The organism is Pseudothauera lacus (genome assembly GCF_003034845.1).
Lineage (GTDB): Bacteria > Pseudomonadota > Gammaproteobacteria > Burkholderiales > Rhodocyclaceae > Pseudothauera > Pseudothauera lacus.
In genome coordinates this window covers 1-20,911 of the sequence record NZ_PZKC01000018.1, presented here as the reverse complement: position 1 = coordinate 20,911, position 20,911 = coordinate 1, and the positions used below count along the sequence as shown (strand labels likewise).

Sequence of the window (20,911 nt, the reverse complement as noted above, 5' to 3'; positions counted from 1 at the left end):
CGTTCGCCCGATCGGCCGCCTCGTCCTTGATCACGAGCAGGGCGAAATCGGCTTCGACCGTTGCGTTGCCACCCTTACTGGCGCCGCAGAGAGCTCATTTTTCGGGTGCGCGTCCTCCGCCAACGCTTGGACGGCGAAGGCGAAGGCGCGGCCGGAGAAACGCGTGGCGGTGCTAATGAGCAAAGCTCACACCTGCCGATACACCTCGGCACCGCTCTTCACGAACTCCACCGCCTTTTCCTGCATGCCCTTCGCCAGCGCGGCCTCCTCGGCTATGCCTTGCTGGGCGGCGAAGTCGCGCACGTCCTGGGTGATCTTCATGGAGCAGAAGTGCGGGCCGCACATCGAGCAGAAGTGGGCGACCTTGGCGGAGTCCTTGGGCAGGGTCTCGTCGTGGAATTCCTTGGCCTTGTCCGGATCGAGGCCGAGGTTGAACTGGTCTTCCCAGCGGAACTCGAAGCGCGCCTTGGAGAGCGCGTTGTCGCGGATCTGCGCGCCCGGGTGGCCCTTGGCGAGGTCGGCGGCGTGGGCGGCGAGCTTGTAGGTGATGATGCCTTCCTTGACGTCCTGCTTGTTGGGCAGGCCGAGGTGCTCCTTCGGCGTCACATAGCACAGCATCGCGGTGCCGTACCAGCCGATGGTGGCCGCGCCGATGCCGCTGGTGATGTGGTCGTAGCCCGGGGCGATGTCGGTGGTGAGCGGCCCCAGGGTGTAGAAGGGCGCTTCCTTGCACTGCTCGAGCTGGAGGTCCATGTTCTCCTTGATCATGTGCAGCGGCACATGGCCCGGGCCTTCGATCATCACCTGCACGTCGTGCTTCCAGGCGATGTCGGTGAGTTCGCCGAGGGTCTTCAGCTCGCCGAGCTGGGCTTCGTCATTGGCGTCGTAGATGGAGCCGGGGCGCAGGCCGTCGCCCAGCGAGAAGGCCACGTCGTAGGCCTTCATGATTTCGCAGATGTCTTCGAAATGGGTGTAGAGGAAGCTTTCCTTGTGATGCGCCAGGCACCACTTGGCCATGATGGAGCCGCCGCGCGAGACGATGCCGGTGAGGCGGTTGGCGGTGAGCGGGACGTAGCGCAGCAGCACGCCGGCGTGAATGGTGAAGTAGTCCACGCCCTGCTCGGCCTGCTCGATCAGGGTGTCGCGGAAGATCTCCCAGGTCAGTTCCTCGGCCTTGCCGTCGACCTTTTCCAGCGCCTGGTAGATGGGTACCGTGCCGATCGGCACCGGCGAGTTGCGGATGATCCACTCGCGCGTCTCATGGATGTTCTTGCCGGTGGACAGGTCCATCACCGTGTCGCCGCCCCAGCGGATGGACCAGGTCATCTTGTCCACTTCCTCGCTGATCGAGGAGCCCAGCGCCGAGTTGCCGATGTTGGCGTTGATCTTCACCAGGAAGTTGCGCCCGATGATCATCGGCTCGGTTTCCGGGTGGTTGATGTTCGCCGGGATGATGGCGCGGCCGCGGGCGACTTCGTCGCGCACGAACTCCGGGGTGATCTCCCCCGGGATGCTGGCACCGAAGTTCTGCCCGGGGTGCTGGCGGCCGAGCACTGCGGCCATCTTCTGCCCGGTGGGGCCGGCGTTCTTCAGCGACTCGATGTACTCCGCACGGCGCAGGTTCTCGCGGATGGCGATGTATTCCATCTCCGGGGTGATGATGCCGCGCCGGGCGTAGTGCATCTGCGTGACATTGGCGCCGGCCTTGGCGCGCAGCGGCTTGCGGTGCAGGCCGGGGAAGCGCAGTTCGTCCAGTGCCGGGTCCGCGGCGCGCTGGCGGCCGTATTCGGAGGACAGGTCGGCGAGCTGTACGGTGTCGCCGCGCTCGGCGATCCAGCCGGCGCGCAGCGCGGGCAGACCTGAGCGGATGTCGATCTTCGCCGCCGGGTCGGTGTAGGGGCCGGAACAGTCATAGACGAAGATCGGCGGGTTGGGCTCGGTGCGAGTGTTGGCAAATGAGGAGACCGGCGTGTCGGCTTGCGAGATCTCGCGCATCGGCACGCGGATGTCCGGGCGCGAGCCTTCGACGTAGATCTTGCGCGAGTTGGGCAGCGGGGCGATGGCGGCTTCGTCCACCTTGGCCTGCGTGGCGATGAATTGTTCCTTGGCGTTCATGGGTTCTCTCCGGGGTGTGCGGGGGCCGTGCGCCGTGGCGTCACGGACCTTCTTATTTGCGCCACAGCGCGTGGAAGTGATGCACCGGGCCGTGGCCGCTGCCCACCGCCAGTTCGCCGGCGCGGGCGATGGCGCCGAGCAGCCACTGGCGGGCGTCGCGCACCGCGGCCTCGACCGGGTGCAGGGCGTGCTGGCGTTGCGGCAGCAGGGCAGCGATGGCGGAACTCAGCGTGCAGCCGGTGCCGTGGGTGTTCTTGGTATCGATGCGCGGCGCAGGCAGTTCGATCATGCGGTCGCCGTCAAAGAGCAGGTCGGTGAGCTCGCTGCCCGGCAGGTGGCCGCCCTTGAGCAGCACCCAGCGTTCCGAGGACAGCGGCAGCAGTTCGCGCAGGCGCTCGGCGGCGCGGTACATTTCCTTCACCGTCTCCGGGGCGCGGCTCTCCAGCAGCACGCCGGCTTCGGGCAGGTTGGGGGTAATCATGAAGGCCTGCGGAAACAGCGCCTCGCGCATCATCGAGATCGCACTTTTCGCCAGCAGGGTGTCGCCGCTCTTGGCCACCATCACCGGGTCCAGCACCACCTTGGCGGCCTGCCAGTGGGCCAGGCGGTCGGCCACCGCGGCGGTGACCTCGGCGCTGCCCAGCATGCCGATCTTGGTGGCGTGGATGGCCACATCGGCGAACAGGGTGTCGATCTGCAGGCGCAGGAAGTCGGTGGGTGGCACATGCACGCCGGCCACGCCTTGCGTATTCTGTGCAGTGAGCGCGGCGACCACGCCGCAGCCGTAGGCGCCGAGCGCGGAAAAGGCCTTCAGGTCGGCGTAGATGCCGGCGCCGCCGGACGGATCGACGCCGGCGATGGTGAGCGCGTTGGGGATGGTGCTGCTCATCGTGCGCCCCATCGCGGGCAGTGCGATATGCGTGCGGCGGCGAGAGCCGGCACAATGGCGGTACGACGGAACTGCGGACGGAATGAAGTCATCTGACGCGTTTCCCTACGCCGGTGCGATCCGGATCAGGTTCCAAGGGACTCTCTCAGCCCGCCGCCAGCCGGCGGGCACCCCCAACGGTAAGCCGGGGACGATACTGCATGGTCCCGGTGAAGGCAAGTTGTGGCGCCCGGCCCTCAAGCTTGCCGCCGGATGGCCGAAGATGTTGTTTATCCGTACTCAGCCAGCGGGCACTCCGATGACACAGCCAGCGCTTCGCCTCCTGCCATCCATTGCGGCCTTGTGTGCCGCACTGCTGCCGCTGCCGGCAGATGCCGACGAGTGGGCGGTGGTGATGCGCGACCGTGACCGCCGCGTGGAGATCGACCGCGCCACCATCATCCAGTCCGACGGCGGTACCAAGGTGGCCTGGGGGCGGGTGGTGATGTCCGCCGCCGAGGCCGCCCGTGTCGGCTACAGCACCGTCAAGGCGCTCAACCGCTACGATTGCCAGAACCGGGGCTTCATCACCATCAAACGGGTCTACCTTGACGCCGACAACCTCATCCTGCGCGAAGAAACGGTGGTCGACCAGAGCGTGGTGATGGTGGCCCGAAACAGTGTCGATGAGCGCATGTGGCGAGAGGTGTGCCGTCCGCCCTCTGCCGCCGATCTCGCCGGGGTGGCCGAGCAGGCCGGACGTGCCGCCGCCGCGGCAACGGCCGCTCCCCGTCAGGCCCCCGCTCCGCGCGCTGCGCCGCCAGTTCCGGCCAGCCCCCCGGCCAGGGCGTCGGCGCCTGCCGCGGCGGTGCCGCCGCCGCAGTTGCGCCCGCCTCCGGCCGTGGTCGCGGTGGCACCGCCGCCGCCGGCGGCGGAACCCGCTGCGCCAGCGGCAGCCGGGACGCCTGGCGTCGTTCTCGCCGTCGTCCCTGAGGGGGCTGCAGTCGAGCCCGTCGCGAGTACCGCCGAGGTCCGCCCGCTGCTGGCGGTTCCCCCGCCTGCGCCGCAGCGCGTCGTCAGCGAGGGCGGTGAGGGCGTCGCACCGGTGCTCGAACGTGTCATCAGCGCGCCTGATCCTGCCCCCGCAGCGGCTGCGCCGGAGCTTGCCCCCGCCCTCGACCTGCCGCCGCTGGACGTATCCGGCGCCCAGCCGCTGCCGGTTGTGCCCCCGCCGGCGGTGGCGGCAACGCCGCCGGCCGCCGAGCTGCCACGCAGCGCGGTCGTCGCCCAGGCTGCGGCAGCACCGCGGCGTGCGCCGCCCCCTGCGCCGGCATCTGCGCCACCCCCCGAAGCACCGCGCCCGGCGCCCGAATGGAGCTACGCGGGCAGCACCGGGCCGGAGTTGTGGGGACGCCTGAGTCCGGAATGGGCGGTGTGCAGCGAAGGGCGCCGGCAGTCGCCGATCGATCTCGCCGACAGCATCGTGGTCGATCTCGAACCGATCCGTTTCGACTACCGCAACACCCGCTTCAGCGTCATCGACACCGGCAGGCAGCTGCGTGTGCGGGTCGGTGAGGGCATGGGCATGGAGGTGCGCGGGCAGCGCTACGAGGTCGAAGCCCTGCTCTTCCACCGCCCCGCCGAGGTCCGTGTGGGCGGCCGTGCAGCGGACATGGCGGTGCATTTCGTACACCGCGGCGCCCAGGGCCAGGTCGCCATCCTGGTCCTGGCGCTGGAGCGTGCCGAGAGTGCCAACCCGGTCATCCAGAGCGTGCTCAACAATCTCCCGCTGGAGCGCGGCGGCGCGTATACGCCGGCCGAAGCCATCGACCTGGCCGCCTTGCTGCCGTCCGAGCCGGGGCACTACCTGTTCATGGGCTCGCTCAGCCAGCCGCCGTGCACCGAGGACGTGCTGTGGGTCGTCATGCGCCAGCCGCTGCAGATCTCCGCCGCGCAACTGGACATCTTTGCACGCCTCTATCCGGACAATGCCCGCCCGGTGCAACCGGCCAACGAGCGCGTGGTGCTGGAGTCGCGCTGAAGGGCGGCCGCCTCAGCCGCCCAGCGCCTCGCCGAGGAAACGCTCCAGCGCCGGGTGATTGGCGAACGCAACGTTCAGGCGCAGCCACGGGCTGGCCTGCATCTGCGGGCGGAACACCTTGCCCGGGGCGAGCATGATGCCGGCGCTGGCGGCGCGTGTCGCCAGCGCGGCGACGTCCTCCACGCCCGGCGGGCGGGCCCACAGGAACACCCCGCCCTTGGGTTCGAGGAAGACTTCCAGGCCGACGCGTTCGAACATCCGCAGGCAGCTCTCGGTGGCCTGCGCCAGCCGCCCCTGCAGGCGCTCGACGTATTTGCGGTAGTGGCCGTCGGTGAGCATCTGGTAGGTGAGCTGTTCGTTGAACTCGGAGGAGCTGACGCTGGTGAGGATCTTCACGTCGGTCAGCTCGGCGGCGAGGTCGGCGCGTGCGGCAAGGTAACCCACGCGCAGGCTGGCCGACAGGGTCTTGGCGAAGCTGCCGATGAAGATCACCCGGTTGAGCTGGTCGAGGTTGGCGAGGCGGGTCGTGGCCTGGGGCTGGAAGTCGGCGTAGACGTCGTCCTCGATGATGTGGAAATCGTGCTTTTCGGCCAGTTGCAGGATACGGAAAGCCTTTGCCGGGGCGAGATTGCTGCCGGTGGGGTTGTGCAGCACCGACTGGGTGAAGAACACCTTGGGGCGATGGTGGGCGAGCAGGGCTTCCATCTCTGCAACGTCAGGGCCGTCGGCATGGCGGGGAACGCCGACGAGCTTGGCGCCCTGCAGGCGCAGATTGCCGAAGAAGTTGAAGTAGCCGGGATCGTCCACCAGCACCGTATCGCCGGGCTTGATGAGATGGCGGGCGACGATGTCGAGCGCCCGTGTCGCCCCCTCGGTGAGGACGATCTGCTCGGGGCGCGCGCCGATGCCGAATTCGGCCAGCTTGACCTGCAACTGCTGGCGCAGCGGCAGATAGCCCTGGGCGGTGCCGTAGCCGGTGAGGCGGGCATCGGTGCGCCGCGACAGCGCGCGCAGGTGGCGGCGCAGGCCGTCACCGTCCAGCCACTCGCAGGGCAGCCAGCCGGCGCCCGCCTTGACCTGGCCGGGACGGTCGTCGAGAGCCTGGCGCATCAGCCAGGCCACGTCGACCGCGCGGTCCACTGGCGCCGGCAGGCGGATTTCGCTGCGCTCCTGGCGTGGTGCGACGTAGAAACCCGAGCCCCGCCGCGAGCGCAGGTAACCCAGCGCGACCAGGCGGTCGTATGCCTCGACGACGGTGAAACGGCTCACCCCCTGGGTTTCCGCCAGCCGGCGAATGGGCGGCACGCGCATTCCCGGGCGCAGGATGCGATCCTCGATCTGGTTGCGAATGCCGCCGACGATCTGTTCCACCAGGGGTGTGGCCTGCCCGTGTTCAAGGCTCAGTTGCAGCATGCGTTGTCCGCTGTGTATCGAAGGATGAGAAATTGTGGCACAGCGGTGTGGCAGAGTGTCTGCAATTGTCTGTTCGGCAGGGCCCAGGCGGAAGAAAGAACGCCGCGCACGACGCGGCATCGCCCCAAGGGCGGGGGGCATGCCGGCTGAGAGATCAAGTGGCACGGTTGATTTCGGTGCCGCCGTCGGCAATGATCCAGCCTCCAGCACGCATTCCTCACTCCGTCCCCGCTGCGGGAGTCGAAGTACTCGCCGTCGCACACCGTACGCCGTCACGCCGCCTCGATGTCGTGTGAGCTACGCCTTCAGCGTCGCTCGGCCCGCACGGCGCACCACGGCAGCGTGGTGACCCTCTCGCAACGTGCCGGGGTGAGAATGCGGGCGCTAACCGCAAACATGTGGGGACAGGCCGTGAGCGATTCGCTTGGAACAGCCGCTTGGATTGGAGGCATCGAGAAGAGGGCTCAGCTATTCAATGCCTGGCGGGCAGATCTGGCGGCCCTGAGGAGGCTCGCTGCGCGCGACTTCTACGTTCGCGTAGGGGGAGCGGGTTATCGCCCCGTCTCGCTTTCCCCTTTCAACCCCTGCGGGCGTCTCTGCCGGAAAGGGAGCGGGGCGGTCATCGGCAGCGCGGTGAGTATGTCCGCAGCACTGAGCAGTGCCGAGGAGGCCGAGGTCGCCGAGTTCTATTGCCCGCGGAACGCCAAGCCCGAACATCAGATGCAAGCAGCCCTGATCCGGCATGCACTCATGAATGACTTGTCCCTGCATGACCTTGCCGACGGTTTCTCAGATGTTATTGACGAACTTGTTTTCGTGACGGACGAACTGGCGGCAGGCCACATCCGGGCAGACATCATCGCGCTCGGGGGAATGCAGGGAAGGTACTTCCCGGTGTTCATTGAGCTTAAGGCGGTCCGGGCTCTCGGGCGCCTCATCAAGCAGCTTGAGGCTGCCAGAAATGCGATGAAGCTTGCCGGCGACAGCTTTCTGCAGTTGCTCGAAAATGCAACGGGCAAGCCGAGGTCGTGCATTTCCTTCGATGACGCGCAGTTGCTGATCATCTGGCCCGAGTCGCCGAGTGGCAGGGAAATGGACATCGTCGCGCAGGCGACAGCGGGCAAATTCCTGGTTGCAACATATGCCGGTGACTCGGGCCGTTTTGAGCGAGCACGAGGGAAATGAGCGGCAGGGTTACGCTGACGATTCATCGGGCTGCTCACGAAATCGGCGGCAACTGCATAGAGGTCGCCACTGCTGACGGCTCGCGGGTTCTGCTCGATGCAGGGCGTCCGCTGGACGCCCCGGAAGGAGCTTGCGAAGGACTGCTTCCCAGTACCCTCGATGTTGGCAGGCCGGTCGCTGGCGTGCTGCTATCTCACCCCCATCAAGATCACTACGGCTTGCTGGATGAGCTTCCTGCATCCTGGCCGGTTTTCTGCGGCAGGGCATCGGAAAAGCTGATCAGGCTGACTTCCGGAATCTTCGGGAGGGCCCCGCGGCAGTCGTTCCACAACTGGGAAAGTGGCAGACCCTTCACTCTGGGCCCATTTACCGTAACGCCGCTTCTCACTGATCACTCGGCGTTCGATGCATACATGCTGCTGATCGAGGTGGCAGGTAAGCGGCTGCTGTATTCAGGGGACTTCCGGCTGCATGGCCGGAAGTCGGCACTGGTCAGGCGCCTGATGGGTTCACCGCCGGCATCGGTCAATGCGCTGGTGATGGAGGGTACGAACCTAGGAAGTAGCAAGCCGTGTTCGAGCGAAACGGATCTGGAGAAACGGTTCCTGGCGTTATTTCAAGCAACGTCAGGGCGTGTGTTCGTCGCTTGGTCAGCCCAGAACATCGACAGGACGGTAACACTCTACCGGGCGTGCAAGGCTGCCGGCAGGACACTGGTCGTCGATCTCTACACTGCCGAGGTGATGGAACTGGTGGCCGATTTCGGGCGATTGCCTCATCCGAGTTGGTCGAACATCAAGGTGGTCATTACGAAGGCGTTTGCCCGGATGTACCGGGACACCGGCCGGGGCGACTTTGTGGATCGGATGGCCATGCATGGAATCTCGGCGGACAAGCTGGCTGAGACGCCATCGAAGTGGGTGGTGATGACCCGCCCGTCGCTGATAAGGGACTTCGAGAAGAAGGGGGTCGCGCCGAACCGGCAGGATGCGTGGTCATGGTCGATGTGGCACGGCTACTTGCGTGGTGGGGACGGCAGCCGGGTTCAGGCCTGGTTCGATCAAGGCCAGTGCCTAGCGAACCACATCCACACGAGCGGCCACGCCTCCCCGGATGACCTTCGCCAGTTCGCTGCCGCCATCAATCCTCAAGCGCTGATTCCAGTCCATGGCGTCGCTTGGGATGCAGAGGCCGAGGGCTTTCCGGCTGTTCGCAGGCTGGCTGATGGGGAGCCGGCAACGCTGTAGTTCGGCGCTCTAGGCGCGGTAGTGGGGGTCTGAACGGACGGCATAGCTGCCCTTCGGGATGCCAAACTCCGCGACAAGGTGCTCAATGAAGGCCGTCGTCTGCAGGCGTCGGTCTGCGTAAATGACGAAGCGCCGCTCCTCGGGCCAATAGACGATCCGCCCACGAGGGAACTCCTCGTACTCATGCCAGGCGGGGGCGGTCGGCAACCCCCTGCCCGCCAGCACGGCAGCACCTAGTCCCGATAGCCCTTCCCAGAACTCATAGTGGCCGGTCGGATGAGTGATGCAATCGCCGTACAACTCACCGCGATCGATCGGCGTCTTGTCTGCCAACAGAGCCATGCCGTGGGATGGGTCACGAATGCCCCAGAAGATGCCTACGCAAGGGGTGGTCATGAAGTTAAGTATTGACCCAGCGAAACCTGCTCAGGTGGTGAAGTGAAAAGGAGCGCCACGCATGAGCACGTTGATGGAAGAGGAGGTCAAGCCTTGGACCGCCAAGCGCAAGAGCGCGCTGGTGATTGATCACTACAGCCGTGAGCTGCACGGCGCTGGTGAAGAGCTACGGCCTCCTTCAGGAGCTCATCACGCCGCACTGCCCGGAACAGAACGGCGTCGGCGAATGGTTCAGATTTCCGTGAACTGTAGTCTGTGCTCAGACGTTGAACAGGAAGTTCAGCACGTCGCCATCCTTGACCACGTATTCCTTGCCTTCGGCGCGCATCTTGCCGGCTTCCTTGGCGCCGGCTTCGCCCTTGAACTGGATGAAGTCGTCGAAGGCGATGGTCTGGGCGCGGATGAAGCCGCGTTCGAAATCGGTGTGGATGACGCCGGCGGCCTGCGGGGCGGTGTCGCCGACGTGGATGGTCCAGGCGCGTACTTCCTTGACCCCGGCGGTGAAGTAGGTCTGCAGGCCGAGCAGCTTGTAGCCGGCGCGGATGAGACGATCCAGTCCGGGTTCTTCGAGGCCCATGGACTCTAGGAAGTCCTTCTTGTCGGCGTCTTCCAGATCGGCGATCTCGGCCTCGATGGCGGCGCACAGGGCGACGACCTGGGCGCCTTCGGCGGCGGCATGGGCGCGCACAGCGTCAAGGTGGTGGTTGTTCTGGAAACCGTCTTCGGCAACGTTGGCGGCGTACAGCACCGGCTTCTGGGTGATCAGGCAGAACTGCTTGATCAGCGCGAGTTCTTCCTTGGCCAGGTCGAGGGCGCGCACGGGCTTGGCCTGGTCGAGCTGGGCGATGCACTTCTCGAGTACCGCGACGAGTGCCTTGGCTTCCTTGTCGCCGGCCGCGGCGGGGCGTTTGTAGCGGTTCAGGGCCTTGTCGACGGTGGCCATGTCGGCGAGCGCGAGTTCGGTGTCGATGACCTCGATGTCGCGGATCGGGTCCACGCTGCCGGAGACGTGCACGACGTTGTCGTCGGCGAAGCAGCGCACCACGTGCACGATGGCGTCGGTCTCGCGGATGTTGGCGAGGAACTGGTTGCCCAGGCCTTCGCCCTTGGAGGCCCCGGCGACCAGGCCGGCGATGTCGACGAACTCGACGATGGCGGGCTGGATCTTCTGCGGCTTGACGATCTCGGCCAGTGCGGCAAGGCGCGGGTCCGGCACTTCGACGATGCCGACGTTGGGCTCGATGGTGCAGAAGGGGTAGTTGGCCGCTTCGATGCCGGCCTTGGTGAGGGCGTTGAACAGGGTCGACTTGCCGACGTTGGGCAGGCCGACGATTCCGCATTTCAGGCTCATGCAGGGGCTCCGTGGAGGCGCGCGCGCCGGGCGGTGCGCGCGCTAAACCGGTAATTCTACCGCGTGCGTGGCCGTGGCCCAAGCCGAAGCGGCGATCGCGGCGTGCGCCCGCCGGGCGCGTCGGCGGCCTACAATCGGCCGGACGGCGGCAGCGGCCGCCGACGCACGGAACACCATGCAAGGGAGAAAAATACGATGGAGACACCATTCATTGAGCAAGTGGACCGGCAGATTGCCGCTGCACTGCAGGCCGGGGCGCTGCAACCGATCCGCGCGGAGGAGGGCCGCGTGCTCGATGCCGGGCTGCCCTTCGCGCTGCGCTGGGTATCTACGCTGGCGGTGAAGGATGCGGCCAAGGTGACGATGCCCGGCGGGCCGCGCGACCCCAGCTTCAATCCCTTCGCCAATCCCGACCCCTTGCTTACCGTGGGGCCGGTCGCTGAGACGCATCTGGCCATCCTCAACAAATTTCCGGTGTGCGAGCGCCATCTGGTGCTCGCCCGCTGCGAGTTCGAGGAGCAGTTGCTGCCGATGGCGCTGTGTGATTTCAACGCGCTCGCTGTGGTCATGGGCGAGGCCGGCGGCCTGGGTTTCTACAATGGCGGCACGGCCGCCGGGGCGAGCCAGCGCCACAAGCATGTGCAGTGGATTCCGGATGCGCCAGGCAATGCCAGCCTGCGTCTGTACGCGCCCGGGCTGCCGGCGGGCAGTGCGCCGGGCTATCTGAGCAGCCACGCGGCCTTGCGCATGCGCCACTGCTTCGTGCGCATCGGCGTGCACGCGGGATGTTCGGTGGATGAGGCCGCGCAGCGCATGCACGGCGCCTTCCTGCGCGCCTGCGGTGCGCTAGGGCTGGAGCCCGGCGAGGACGGCCTGCTGCCACCTTTCAACCTGCTGGTCGATGCGGACTGGATGCTGGTGGTGCCGCGTTCGGCGGAGTGCTTCGAGGGCATCTCGATTGCCGCGATCAATTTCGGCGGTGTGGTTTACGTGCGCCAGCGCGAACAGATGGATGTGGTGCGTCGCGCCGGACCGCTGGCGATGCTGGCCGCGGTGGGGTGCTGAACGGCGCTTGCCGCCAGGGCTTCAGGGCGTGGTCGGGGCGGCGGGCTTGGGCGGGCGGGCGTTGAGGCGCTGGGTGGCGGCGTTCCAGTCGCCGCCGGCGATCTTCGGCCAGGCCGCGAGGGCGCGTTCGATGGCTTCGTCGATCAGCTCCTGCTCTTCGCGCCGCGCGGGCTTGAGGACGTAGTTCACCACCTCGTTGCGATCGCCCGGGTGGCCGATGCCGATGCGCAGGCGCCAGTAGTCGTTGGTGCCGAGATGGGCGGAGCTGTCCTTGAGGCCGTTGTGGCCGCCGAGGCCGCCGCCGAACTTCAGGCGCAACTGGCCGGGGGGGATGTCGAGTTCGTCATGGACGACGAGGATCTCGGCCGGGGCGATGCGGTAGAAGCGCGCCAGCGCGCCGACCGCCTGGCCGGAGCGATTCATGAAGGTCTGCGGCATCAGCAGCCACACGCCGGCTTCGCGGGCGTTGGCCACCAGGCCGTGGAAGCGCGACTCGTGGCTGAAGCGGGCGCCGAGCTTGTCGGCGAGACGCTCACAAAACCAAAACCCGGCATTGTGCCGGGTTTCGCGGTACTGGCTGCCCGGGTTGCCGAGACCGACGATGAGGCGCGGCGCTGCTGCGGTCATCGCTGGAGGGTCTCGGCGGTCCGGGCGGGGCGGGCGATCAGCCCTCGGCGCCTTCTTCGGCCGCCGCTTCGCCCTTGGTCTTCAGCACGGTGACGATGACCGGGTCGGCATCGCCGTGGGTGACCAACTCGACGCCCTTGGGCAGCTTGACCTGCGAGGCGTGGATGGACTGGTCGGCTTCCAGGTTGCCCAGGTCGACCTCGATGAACTCCGGCAGGTCGCCCGGCAGGCACTGCACGTCGAGTTCGTTGATGACGTGGGAGATCATGCCGCCGCCGAGCTTGACGGCCGGGCTGTTCTCGCCGTTCACGAAGTGCAGCGGCACCTTGAGGTGGATCTTGTGGGTGGCATCGACGCGCTGGAAGTCGATGTGCAGCACTTGCGGCTTGTACGCGTGCCACTGGGTGTCACGCAGGACCACGGTCTGCTTCTTGCCGTCGAGTTCGACGGTCAGCACGGAAGCGTGGAAGGCTTCCTTGTTGAGCAGGTGGTACATCTCGTTGTGGTCCATGGTGATCGGCGTTGCGGCGACGTCGCCACCGTAGATGATGCCGGGCACCTGGCCGGCGCGACGCAGGCGGCGGCTCGCACTCGATCCCTGTCCTTCGCGCTGGGTAGCCTTGAATTCGATTTGCATGGTGAAGCTCCTGGGTTGAAAACGCCCCGCCCGCGACCAGGCGGGGCTGATGGTGTCCGCCGGGGGTACCCCGGCGGACGAATGCGGTTGCGCTTACTCCATGAACAGCGAGGAGACCGACTCCTCGTTGCTGATGCGCAGCATGGTGTCGGCGAGCAGCGAGGCAACGGAGACCTGGCGGATGCGGCCGCAGGCCTTGGCGTCGTCGCGCAGCGGAATGGTGTCGGTGACCACCAGCTCGTCGAGCTGGGAATCGTTGATGCGGGAGACTGCAGCGCCGGAGAGTACCGCGTGCGTGCAGTAGGCCAGCACGCGCTTGGCGCCGTTGTCCTTCAGTGCGCTGGCGGCCTTGCACAGCGTGCCGGCGGTGTCGACGATGTCGTCCATGATCACGCAGGTGCGGCCTTCGACCTCACCGATGATGTTCATCACCTCGGAGACGTTGGCCTTCGGGCGGCGCTTGTCGATGATCGCCAGGTCGCATTCCATGCGCTTGGCGAAGGCGCGTGCGCGCACCACGCCACCGACGTCGGGCGAGACCACCAGCAGATCGTCGTACTTCTGCTTGTCGAGGTCGGCGAGCAGTACCGGGGCGGCGTAGACGTTGTCCACCGGGATGTCGAAGAAGCCCTGGATCTGGTCGGCGTGCAGGTCCATGGTGAGCAGGCGCTGCACCCCCACGGCCTGCAGCATGTTGGCCACCACCTTGGCGGTGATCGGCACGCGCGCCGAACGCGGGCGGCGATCCTGGCGGGCGTAGCCGAAGTAGGGGATGGCGGCGGTGATGCGGCCGGCAGAGGCGCGCTTGAGGGCGTCGACCAGAACCAGCATCTCCATCAGGTTCTCGTTGGTCGGCGCACAGGTCGGCTGCAGGATGAAGACGTCCTTGCCGCGGACGTTTTCGAGCAGTTCGACGTTCACCTCGCCGTCGGAGAAGCGGCCCACCGTGGCCGAACCGAGGGAAATCCCCAGGCGGCGCACCACGTCGGTGGCCAGTTTGGGATTGGCGTTGCCGGTGAAGACCATGAGGCTGCCGTAGGGCATGACCGAATCTCCGATGCCGATAGGATGGTTGCAGCAAAAACAACTCGGGCAGGCGCGTGGCCTGCCCGGTTTGTGTGGCTGGGGAGGAAGGATTCGAACCCTCGAATGCCGGAATCAAAATCCGGTGCCTTAACCGACTTGGCGACTCCCCAAGAAACCTTTCCGCGTCAGCCTTCGACCAGGTGAGCGAGCGGATGCTGCGCCAGCGAGCGTGCAGGCCATGCCTGCCACTGTGGCGGACAGCTGGCGACGATGCGCTGGGCTTCGTCCGCGCTGCCGACCTGTGCGAACACACAGGCGCCGGATCCGGTCATTCTCGCCGGCGCATGCTGCGCCAGCCAGTCGATTGCTGCGGCCACTTCCGGGTAGCGTCTGCAGGCTACTGCCTGCAAATCGTTACGGGTAGTGCCCGTTGCGAAGTCCGCAATTTTGAGTGGTTCGGTATTTCTCGTCAAGTCCTGTGAAGAGAAAATTTCCGCGGTGGGGACGCTGACCTGTGGTGACAGCACCACGTACCACCTTGGTGGCAGGGCGAGGGGCTGCAGGCGCTCGCCGATGCCTTCGACGAAGGCGTCGCGGCCGAAGATGAAGAAGGGTACGTCCGCCCCCAGGCGCAGGCCGAGGGTCTGCAGCTGTTCGCGCCCCAGTCCGGTGCCCCACAGGTGGTTGAGGGCGAGCAGGGTGGTGGCGGCGTCGGAGCTGCCGCCGCCGAGGCCGCCACCCATCGGCAGGTGCTTGGTGAGCGTGATGTCGGCGCCCAGTGTACAGCCGGTGCTGGCCTGCAGCAGGCGGGCGGCGCGCACGACGAGATCGTCGGCCTCGGCGACGCCGCTCACCTCGCCGAGACGGCGGACGAGGCCGTCGTCACGTACGCTGAAGCTCAGGCGGTCGCCCCAGTCGAGCAGGCGGAAGGCGCTCTGCAGCAGATGGTAGCCGTCGGCGCGACGGCCGACGACGTGCAGGAAGAGGTTCAGCTTGGCGGGCGCCAGGCAGTTGCCGAGGGTGCGGGGGCGGGCCATGTTCACGGTGCGGGGCGCCACTCGTCGATGACCAGGCGCAGTTGCGCGTCGCCGCGCTGGACCAGTATGCGGCGCGGCGGGGCGTCTGGCGCGGGGCTGGCGTAGGCCGGGTAGTCGATCCGCCAGCCGGAGTCGATGACCACCAGCGGACGTCCGCTGGCGTCGCGCTGGCGGACCTCGGCGGCGGCATGGGGGGTGGCCTGCACCCAGCCGGCGAGGCGGTCGACCGGGACTTCGATGCCGAGGACGGCGGGGAGCAGCTCGGCGGCGCTGGCGGCGTGGTACTGGCGCCCGTCGGCCTGGGTGAGCACGGCGCCGCGGGCGTCCTGGTCGACACGGGCGGCGATCTGGCCGAGCGGGGTGTATACCGTCCACCGCGCGCCGTCGCTGCGCTGTTCCCAGCTCAGCTGGCCGCTTGCGGCGCGTTCGCCAGCGCTTGCCGAAAGGCGGCCGTCGAGCTCGAAGTGGGGTACCTGCAGGCGCTCGGCCGCCGCGACCTCGTCACGCGTGCTCATGCCGGCGCAGGCGGCCAGCGTTGCAGCACACAGGGCGGCGAGCGCACAGCGCTGCGCCAGCTTGTGGAGGAGGGCGGGGTGCATCAGCGGCGCAGGCGGCGGATGGTGTCCTGCAGGGGGCGGTGATCGGGGTGCTCGGCGAGCGCGTCGTCCCAGATCGCGTTGGCCTCGTGATGGCGCTCCAGTGCCCACAGCACTTCGCCGAGGTGGGCGGCGATCTCCGGGTCGGCGCGAATGGCGTAGGCGCGTTCGAGGTGCTCCAGTGCCTCTTCGTTGTCGCCGCGGCGGAACAGCACCCAGCCCAGGCTGTCGAGGATGAAAGGGTCGTCGGGCATCAGCTGCAGCGCGCGCAGGATCAGCGCCTCGGCTTCCTCCAGGCGCAGCCCGCGGTCGGCGAGGGTGTAGCCGAGGGCGTTGTAGGCATGGGCGTGTTCGGGGTCGAGGGCGATGAGCTTGCGCAGGCGTCCCTCCATGACATCGATGCGGTCCAGGCGCTCGGCGACCATGGCCGATTCGTAGAGCAGGTCGTGGTCGTCGACGTGCTCCAGGAGCGCTTCGTCGAGTAGAGCAAAGGCTGCCTCGGGGGCACCGTTGTCGCGCAGCAACTGGGTTTCGGCCAGGATCAGGCGCTTGCGCGTTTCGGTGTCGGCGTCGGGCTCGCGCAGCTGGGCGCGGGCTTCGTCGAGGCGGCCGTTGCGGGCGAGCAACTGGGCGGCACGCACGCGCGCCTGCAGGGCGTGTTCGCTGCCGCCAATGGCGGCGTAGTGGGCGAGCGCGGCGTCGATGTCGTTGCGGCGCTCGGCGATCTGCGCGAGGTTGAGGCGGATTGCGCTGGCGTCCGGGTGCCCGGCTTCGAGTGCGGCGGTGAACAGTCTTTCGGCGTCGTCGAGGTCGTTGAGCTGGGCGGAGAGCAGGGCTACCGCGTAGTTCAGGTCGCGGTCATCGGGGGCGCCGTCGAGCAGGGTGCGGAATTCGCCGCGCGCCTCCTCGAACTGCTGCTGCGCCACCAGCAGGCGCGCACGGGTGAGGCGGGCGTTGCGGCTGTCGGGGTGCTGGCCGAGGAAGGCGTCGATGAGGCGCAGCGCCTCGCGCCCGGAATTGGCCTGCTGCAGCAGCTGGGTCTTCAGCAGCACGGCCGGCTCCCAGTCCGGGTGGAGGGCAAGGGCGCCGTCGATGGCGGCCAGCCCTTCGAGCGGATCCTCCGCCACGGCGGCGGCCTGGGCGCGCGCGAAATGCGCTTCGGGGTGTTGCAGGTAGGGCTCGGTGAGGCGGTTGACGATGCGGACGATGGCGTCCTTGTCGGAGATGCGCTGCAGGGCGCGGTTGAGCTCCATCAGGTGTTCGCCGATGCGCTCCGGGTTGTCGGCGAGGACCCGCGCGAGGTGGCTCTGGATGTCGCCGAGGCGATTGTCGTTGCTGGCCAGCATGCCGGCCAGCAGGCGGCGGGCCTCTTCGGATTCGGGTTCGGCCTCGAGCCAGATGCGGGCGGCCTGGGTGGCGCCTTCGATGTTGCGCGCATAGAGGGCGATCTCGGCAGCGCGGCGGGCGATGCGCGGGTCGCGGGTGCGCTTGGCGACTTCCAGGTAGGCCTGCACCGACAGCCCCAGCTCGCCCCGCGCCCCGGCGATTTCGGCGAGCAGGAACTGATAGAGGGTTTCTGCGGTGAGCTCCTGCGCCGGTCCGGGCGCAGGCTGCGGGGCGCCGCCTTCATGCGCGTGTGCGGCGCTGCCGGCGAGGGCGGCCGAAATGAGCAGGCGGGATGCCAGGCGGGCGAGCTTGCGGGACGACGAGGGCTTCATGAGTACGGTCCGGAGGACTTCGGGGGCTGGCAGTGCGGCGGCGTGGGCGACGGCTGGCGTGCGCGTTGATCGCTTTGATGCCTGAACTAGAATTCGGTTCGCCGCATGTTAACCAGTCATGCCGGTCGAGTCGAGCGGCGGCGCCGCGACCGCCCGGCTGCCGTCCATCGAGGAGAGCCCGAGGATGCCTGAACTGCCCGAGGTCGAGACCACCTGCCGGGGGATCCGTCCGCACGTCGAAGAGCGCTGCCTGAGCGCTGTCGTCGTGCGCAACGGCCGCCTGCGTCAGCCCGTACCCACGGATCTGGCCGCCCGTGCGGCGGGACACCGTCTGCTGGCGGTGCGCCGGCGTGCCAAGTATCTGCTGCTCGATTTCGGTCACGGCTGCATCATCGTGCATCTGGGCATGTCGGGCAGTCTGCGCGTGGTACCGGCCGCGCAGGCGGCGCAACCCCATGACCACGTGGACCTGTGTTTTGGTGAACTCGCCCTGCGCCTGCGCGACCCGCGCCGTTTCGGACTGGTGCTGTGGCACGACGGCGACGGTGAGGATCATCCGCTGCTCTCAGGGCTGGGGCCCGAGCCGCTGGGCGATGCATTCGACGGCGAGGTGCTGTTCCGCACCACGCGCGGCCTGCGCCAGCCGATCAAGCATGCGCTGATGGACGCGCGCCGGGTCGTCGGGGTCGGCAACATCTATGCCGCGGAGAGCCTCTTTCGCGCCCGCATCCACCCGCTCGAACCCGCCGGCCGGCTCGGCCTGCAGCGCTGCCGGCGGCTTGCCGCGACGGTGCGCGAGACCCTTGCCGAGGCGATTGCCGCCGGCGGCAGCACCTTGCGCGACTTTGTCGGTGGCGACGGGCGCGCGGGCTATTTTCAGCAGCAGTATTTCGTCTATGGGCGCGAAGGGTTGCCCTGCCGGGTGTGCGGCAGCGCCGTGCGGCGCTTTGTCAGTGCGCAGCGCTCGTGCTGGTTCTGCCCGCGTTGCCAGCGTGTGCGCGCTGGGCAGGGCGCACACGGGGAGGGCGGCAGGTAGTTCTTTCGGCCAGTCGCAGGGCGTGCATGCGGCGTCGTTCAGGGGTATGCTATCGGGCTGTGAATGTCTGCTGCGGCGCGCATGCGAACTGCTGAGGGTGTGTCAATGAACCTGGTCGATCAGTTTTCCGCCTACGGGCGCTGGCGTAGCAATGCCGCCGAGGCGGTGGGGCGGCTCAGAGCCTGGCTGACCCGCAATGAGGTCGGTGATGCGCAGGGCGACATGCGCCTGCAGTACATCCTCGACCGCCTGCGCGACGACAAGCTCACGGTGGCCTTTGTCGCCGAGTTCTCGCGCGGCAAGTCGGAGCTCATCAACGGCATCTTCTTCTCCGACTTCGGTGACCGCATCCTGCCGTCGAGCGCCGGGCGCACGACGATGTGCCCGACCGAGCTGCAGTGGTCGCAGGGCGACACCCCGCAGATCCGTCTGCTGCCGATTTCCACGCGCGCCGGCCAGGGGACGGTCAGCGAGCTCAAGCGCTATCCCGAAGAGTGGCAGGTGACCGAGCTCGACATCGCTTCGCCGGCGGCGTTGCAGAAGGCGCTGGCGCGCGTCGGCGAGACCCACCGGGTGTCGCAGGACGAGGCCCGCAAGCTCGGCTTCCGCCTTGATCCTAACGGCGACACCGGCCTCAAGCCGGGCGCCGACGGACGGGTGGAGATTCCCAGCTGGCGCCACGCGGTGATCCAGTTTCCCCATCCGCTGCTCGAACAGGGGCTGGTGGTGCTCGACACCCCGGGGCTCAACGCCATCGGTGCGGAGCCCGAGCTCACCCTGTCGCTGCTGCCCAATGCCCATGCGGTGCTGTTCATCCTTGCCGCCGATACCGGAGTGACGCAGAGCGATCGCGCGGTGTGGCGTGAGTACGTCGATGCCGGGCAGAGCCGCCAGAAGGGGCGGATGGTGGTCCTCAACAAGATCGACGGGCTGTGGGACGGCCTGCGCGATGCGGCGCAGATCGATGCCGAGATCGACCGCCAGGTGGTTTCGGTGGCCGACACCCTGGATATCGACACCGCCAAGGTGTTTCCGGTGTCGGCGCAGAAGGGGCTGGTGGCGCGCATTTCCGGCGATGCCGCGCTGCTTGAACGCAGCCGCCTGCCGGTACTCGAACGCGCGCTCACCGAAGATCTCCTGCCCACCAAGCAGGAGATCGTCCGCGACGGCACGCTGGGCGAGACCGAGGATCTCGTCGTCCAGGCCGGTGCCCTGCTCGAAGCCCGCCTGCGCGGCCTGCGCGAGCAGCTCAAGGAACTCACCGACCTGCGTGGCAAGAACCAGAACGTCATCGAATACATGATGCGCAAGATCCGCGCCGAGAAGCAGGAGTTCGAGCAGGGCTTGCAGAAGTACTACGCGGTGCGCTCGGTGTTCACCAACCTGACCAACAACCTGCTCGGCCACCTCGGCCTCGACGCCCTGCGCGACGAGACCCGCCGCACGCGCACGGCGATGCTCGAATCGACCTTCTCGCGCGGCCTGAAGGGCGCGATGGAGAGCTACTTCGAGCGTCTGCGTGCCAACATGCGCCTGTCCTCGGACGAGATCGCCGAGATCACCACCATGCTCAACGCCATGTACAAGCGTTTCACGGTTGAGCATGGTCTCAAGCTGACGCCGCCGGAGCCCTTCTCCACGCTGCGCTACGAGAAGGAACTCGACCGCCTCGAGCGTGCCTTCAACCGCCAGTTCAACAGCACCCTGGTGCTGGTGACGACGGAGAAGCACTCGCTTACCCAGAAGTTCTTCGAAACCGTGGCGGTGCAGGCACGGCGTACCTTCGAACTTGCCAATCGCGACGTCGAGCAGTGGCTGCGGGCGGTGATGTCGCCGCTGGAAACCCAGGTGCGCGAGTACCAGCTCCAGCTCAAGCGCCGTCTGGAGAGCGTGAAGCGCATCCATCAGGCCACCGATACGCTGGAAGAGCGCGTCGAGGAGCTCAAGCAGGCCGAGGAGCAGTTGCTTGGCCAGATCGACGAGCTGGAGAATCTCGCTGGCGACATCCGTCGCGCCCTCGGCGCCGAGGGGCTGGCGAGTGCAGCTGCGGCCGCACCGCCTGCCGAACACGCGGCCTGAGCGCGCTGGCGTCTGCCAGGCAGGCACTGGTTGAATCCGTTCGCCCTGAGCATGCCCCGCCGTGGGCGCGGCAAAGCAGACGCAGGAAACGGGTACTCCGTTCGCCCTGAGCCTGTCGAAGGGCACTTGATGGCAGTGCCTTCGAACGGGCTTCGACAGGCCCGAACGGATGTGGGCTCAGCGCCCGTTTCAGTTTGGTTCATCCCAGGTCACGGTCGGAAGGTGCTTCGGATAGGGCTTTCACAGCCCATTCGCTGCACGCGGCGAGGCCGTCGTGGGATGGGATTATGGCCGTCGATGGGGGCGGTGGTGGCATGAGCGGTCGTGATGAATGCAGCCGCTTACACCACCGCCGTGTCGTCGGGGACCTCGCCGGCGGGGGTGGATCTGGTCAGGCGCAGGTTGCTGGCACCGGCATAGACGCGCCGAAAGCGCAGATAGCCCGCACCGAGGGTGAAGGGTTCGCGTCCCGGT

17 protein-coding genes, 1 tRNA gene and 1 riboswitch are annotated in these 20,911 nt (G+C 67.4%); of the genes, 6 read left to right on the top strand and 12 right to left on the bottom strand.

The window, feature by feature from the left end; all coding sequences use genetic code 11:
• Positions 1-186 precede the first annotated feature (186 nt).
• Both thiC and thiD read right to left on the bottom strand, forming a co-directional pair.
• Complete coding sequence (thiC, locus tag C8261_RS15995) at positions 187-2,115, bottom strand: phosphomethylpyrimidine synthase ThiC (RefSeq protein WP_107494734.1); 1,929 nt, start codon at positions 2,113-2,115, stop codon at positions 187-189.
• 52 nt (positions 2,116-2,167) lie between these two features.
• Complete coding sequence (thiD, locus tag C8261_RS15990; protein ID WP_107494733.1) at positions 2,168-3,004, bottom strand: bifunctional hydroxymethylpyrimidine kinase/phosphomethylpyrimidine kinase; 837 nt, start codon at positions 3,002-3,004, stop codon at positions 2,168-2,170.
• A gap of 85 nt (positions 3,005-3,089) precedes the next feature.
• Positions 3,090-3,189: riboswitch (TPP riboswitch) on the bottom strand.
• Positions 3,190-3,344: 155 nt separating this feature from the next.
• Here thiD and C8261_RS15985 point away from each other — a divergent pair.
• Positions 3,345-5,024, top strand: a complete 1,680-nt coding sequence (locus tag C8261_RS15985; protein ID WP_235864949.1) for a carbonic anhydrase — start codon at positions 3,345-3,347, stop codon at positions 5,022-5,024.
• A 12-nt stretch (positions 5,025-5,036) separates the two neighbouring features.
• On the opposite strand, the gene C8261_RS15980 is transcribed toward C8261_RS15985, so the two are convergent.
• Entirely contained in the window at positions 5,037-6,437 is a 1,401-nt protein-coding gene (locus tag C8261_RS15980) for an aminotransferase-like domain-containing protein (protein ID WP_107494732.1), read from the bottom strand.
• A 411-nt stretch (positions 6,438-6,848) separates the two neighbouring features.
• Between C8261_RS15980 and C8261_RS15975 the strand changes: the two genes are divergently transcribed.
• Together C8261_RS15975 and C8261_RS15970 are read left to right on the top strand one after the other, a co-directional pair.
• Positions 6,849-7,622, top strand: coding sequence for a hypothetical protein (locus C8261_RS15975; RefSeq protein WP_146161697.1), 774 nt, complete (start codon positions 6,849-6,851; stop codon positions 7,620-7,622).
• A complete protein-coding gene (locus C8261_RS15970; RefSeq protein WP_107494730.1) occupies positions 7,619-8,869 on the top strand; it encodes an MBL fold metallo-hydrolase in 1,251 nt (416 codons plus the stop codon). The genes C8261_RS15975 and C8261_RS15970 overlap by 4 nt, the downstream gene beginning before the upstream one ends.
• Before the next feature lie 9 nt (positions 8,870-8,878).
• On the opposite strand, the gene C8261_RS15965 is transcribed toward C8261_RS15970, so the two are convergent.
• Complete coding sequence (locus C8261_RS15965) at positions 8,879-9,265, bottom strand: hypothetical protein (protein ID WP_107494729.1); 387 nt, start codon at positions 9,263-9,265, stop codon at positions 8,879-8,881.
• Between the two features lie 259 nt (positions 9,266-9,524).
• The gene (ychF, locus tag C8261_RS15960; RefSeq protein ID WP_107494728.1) at positions 9,525-10,616 is read right to left on the bottom strand and encodes a redox-regulated ATPase YchF; all 1,092 of its coding nucleotides are present in this window, start codon (positions 10,614-10,616) and stop codon (positions 9,525-9,527) included.
• Positions 10,617-10,811: 195 nt separating this feature from the next.
• Between ychF and C8261_RS15955 the strand changes: the two genes are divergently transcribed.
• Complete coding sequence (locus C8261_RS15955; protein WP_107494727.1) at positions 10,812-11,681, top strand: ATP adenylyltransferase family protein; 870 nt, start codon at positions 10,812-10,814, stop codon at positions 11,679-11,681.
• A 21-nt stretch (positions 11,682-11,702) separates the two neighbouring features.
• Here the strand turns inward: C8261_RS15955 and pth are convergent, their stop codons facing one another.
• The 7 genes from pth to C8261_RS15920 all read right to left on the bottom strand — a co-directional run bounded on the left by pth (position 11,703) and on the right by C8261_RS15920 (position 17,322).
• The gene (pth, locus tag C8261_RS15950; protein WP_107494726.1) at positions 11,703-12,308 is read right to left on the bottom strand and encodes an aminoacyl-tRNA hydrolase; all 606 of its coding nucleotides are present in this window, start codon (positions 12,306-12,308) and stop codon (positions 11,703-11,705) included.
• Positions 12,309-12,345: 37 nt separating this feature from the next.
• Positions 12,346-12,945: a 50S ribosomal protein L25/general stress protein Ctc gene (locus C8261_RS15945; RefSeq protein WP_107494725.1), complete on the bottom strand. Its 600-nt coding sequence runs from the start codon at positions 12,943-12,945 to the stop codon at positions 12,346-12,348.
• A 93-nt stretch (positions 12,946-13,038) separates the two neighbouring features.
• Positions 13,039-13,989, bottom strand: coding sequence for a ribose-phosphate pyrophosphokinase (locus C8261_RS15940; protein ID WP_107494724.1), 951 nt, complete (start codon positions 13,987-13,989; stop codon positions 13,039-13,041).
• Positions 13,990-14,064: 75 nt separating this feature from the next.
• Positions 14,065-14,141, bottom strand: a tRNA-Gln gene (locus C8261_RS15935).
• Positions 14,142-14,156: 15 nt separating this feature from the next.
• Positions 14,157-15,008, bottom strand: a complete 852-nt coding sequence (gene ispE / locus C8261_RS15930) for a 4-(cytidine 5'-diphospho)-2-C-methyl-D-erythritol kinase (RefSeq protein ID WP_107494751.1) — start codon at positions 15,006-15,008, stop codon at positions 14,157-14,159.
• Between the two features lie 2 nt (positions 15,009-15,010).
• A complete protein-coding gene (gene lolB, locus C8261_RS15925; protein WP_107494723.1) occupies positions 15,011-15,607 on the bottom strand; it encodes a lipoprotein insertase outer membrane protein LolB in 597 nt (198 codons plus the stop codon).
• Complete coding sequence (locus C8261_RS15920) at positions 15,607-17,322, bottom strand: tetratricopeptide repeat protein (RefSeq protein ID WP_107494722.1); 1,716 nt, start codon at positions 17,320-17,322, stop codon at positions 15,607-15,609. The genes lolB and C8261_RS15920 overlap by 1 nt, the downstream gene beginning before the upstream one ends.
• Before the next feature lie 184 nt (positions 17,323-17,506).
• Here C8261_RS15920 and mutM point away from each other — a divergent pair, with 184 nt between their 5' ends.
• Together mutM and C8261_RS15910 are read left to right on the top strand one after the other, a co-directional pair.
• Positions 17,507-18,358: a bifunctional DNA-formamidopyrimidine glycosylase/DNA-(apurinic or apyrimidinic site) lyase gene (mutM, locus tag C8261_RS15915; protein ID WP_107494750.1), complete on the top strand. Its 852-nt coding sequence runs from the start codon at positions 17,507-17,509 to the stop codon at positions 18,356-18,358.
• Positions 18,359-18,463: 105 nt separating this feature from the next.
• Positions 18,464-20,437 carry a dynamin family protein gene (locus C8261_RS15910; protein WP_107494721.1) on the top strand — a complete coding sequence of 658 codons (1,974 nt, stop codon included), beginning with the start codon at positions 18,464-18,466 and terminating at the stop codon, positions 20,435-20,437.
• Positions 20,438-20,911: the final 474 nt, after the last annotated feature.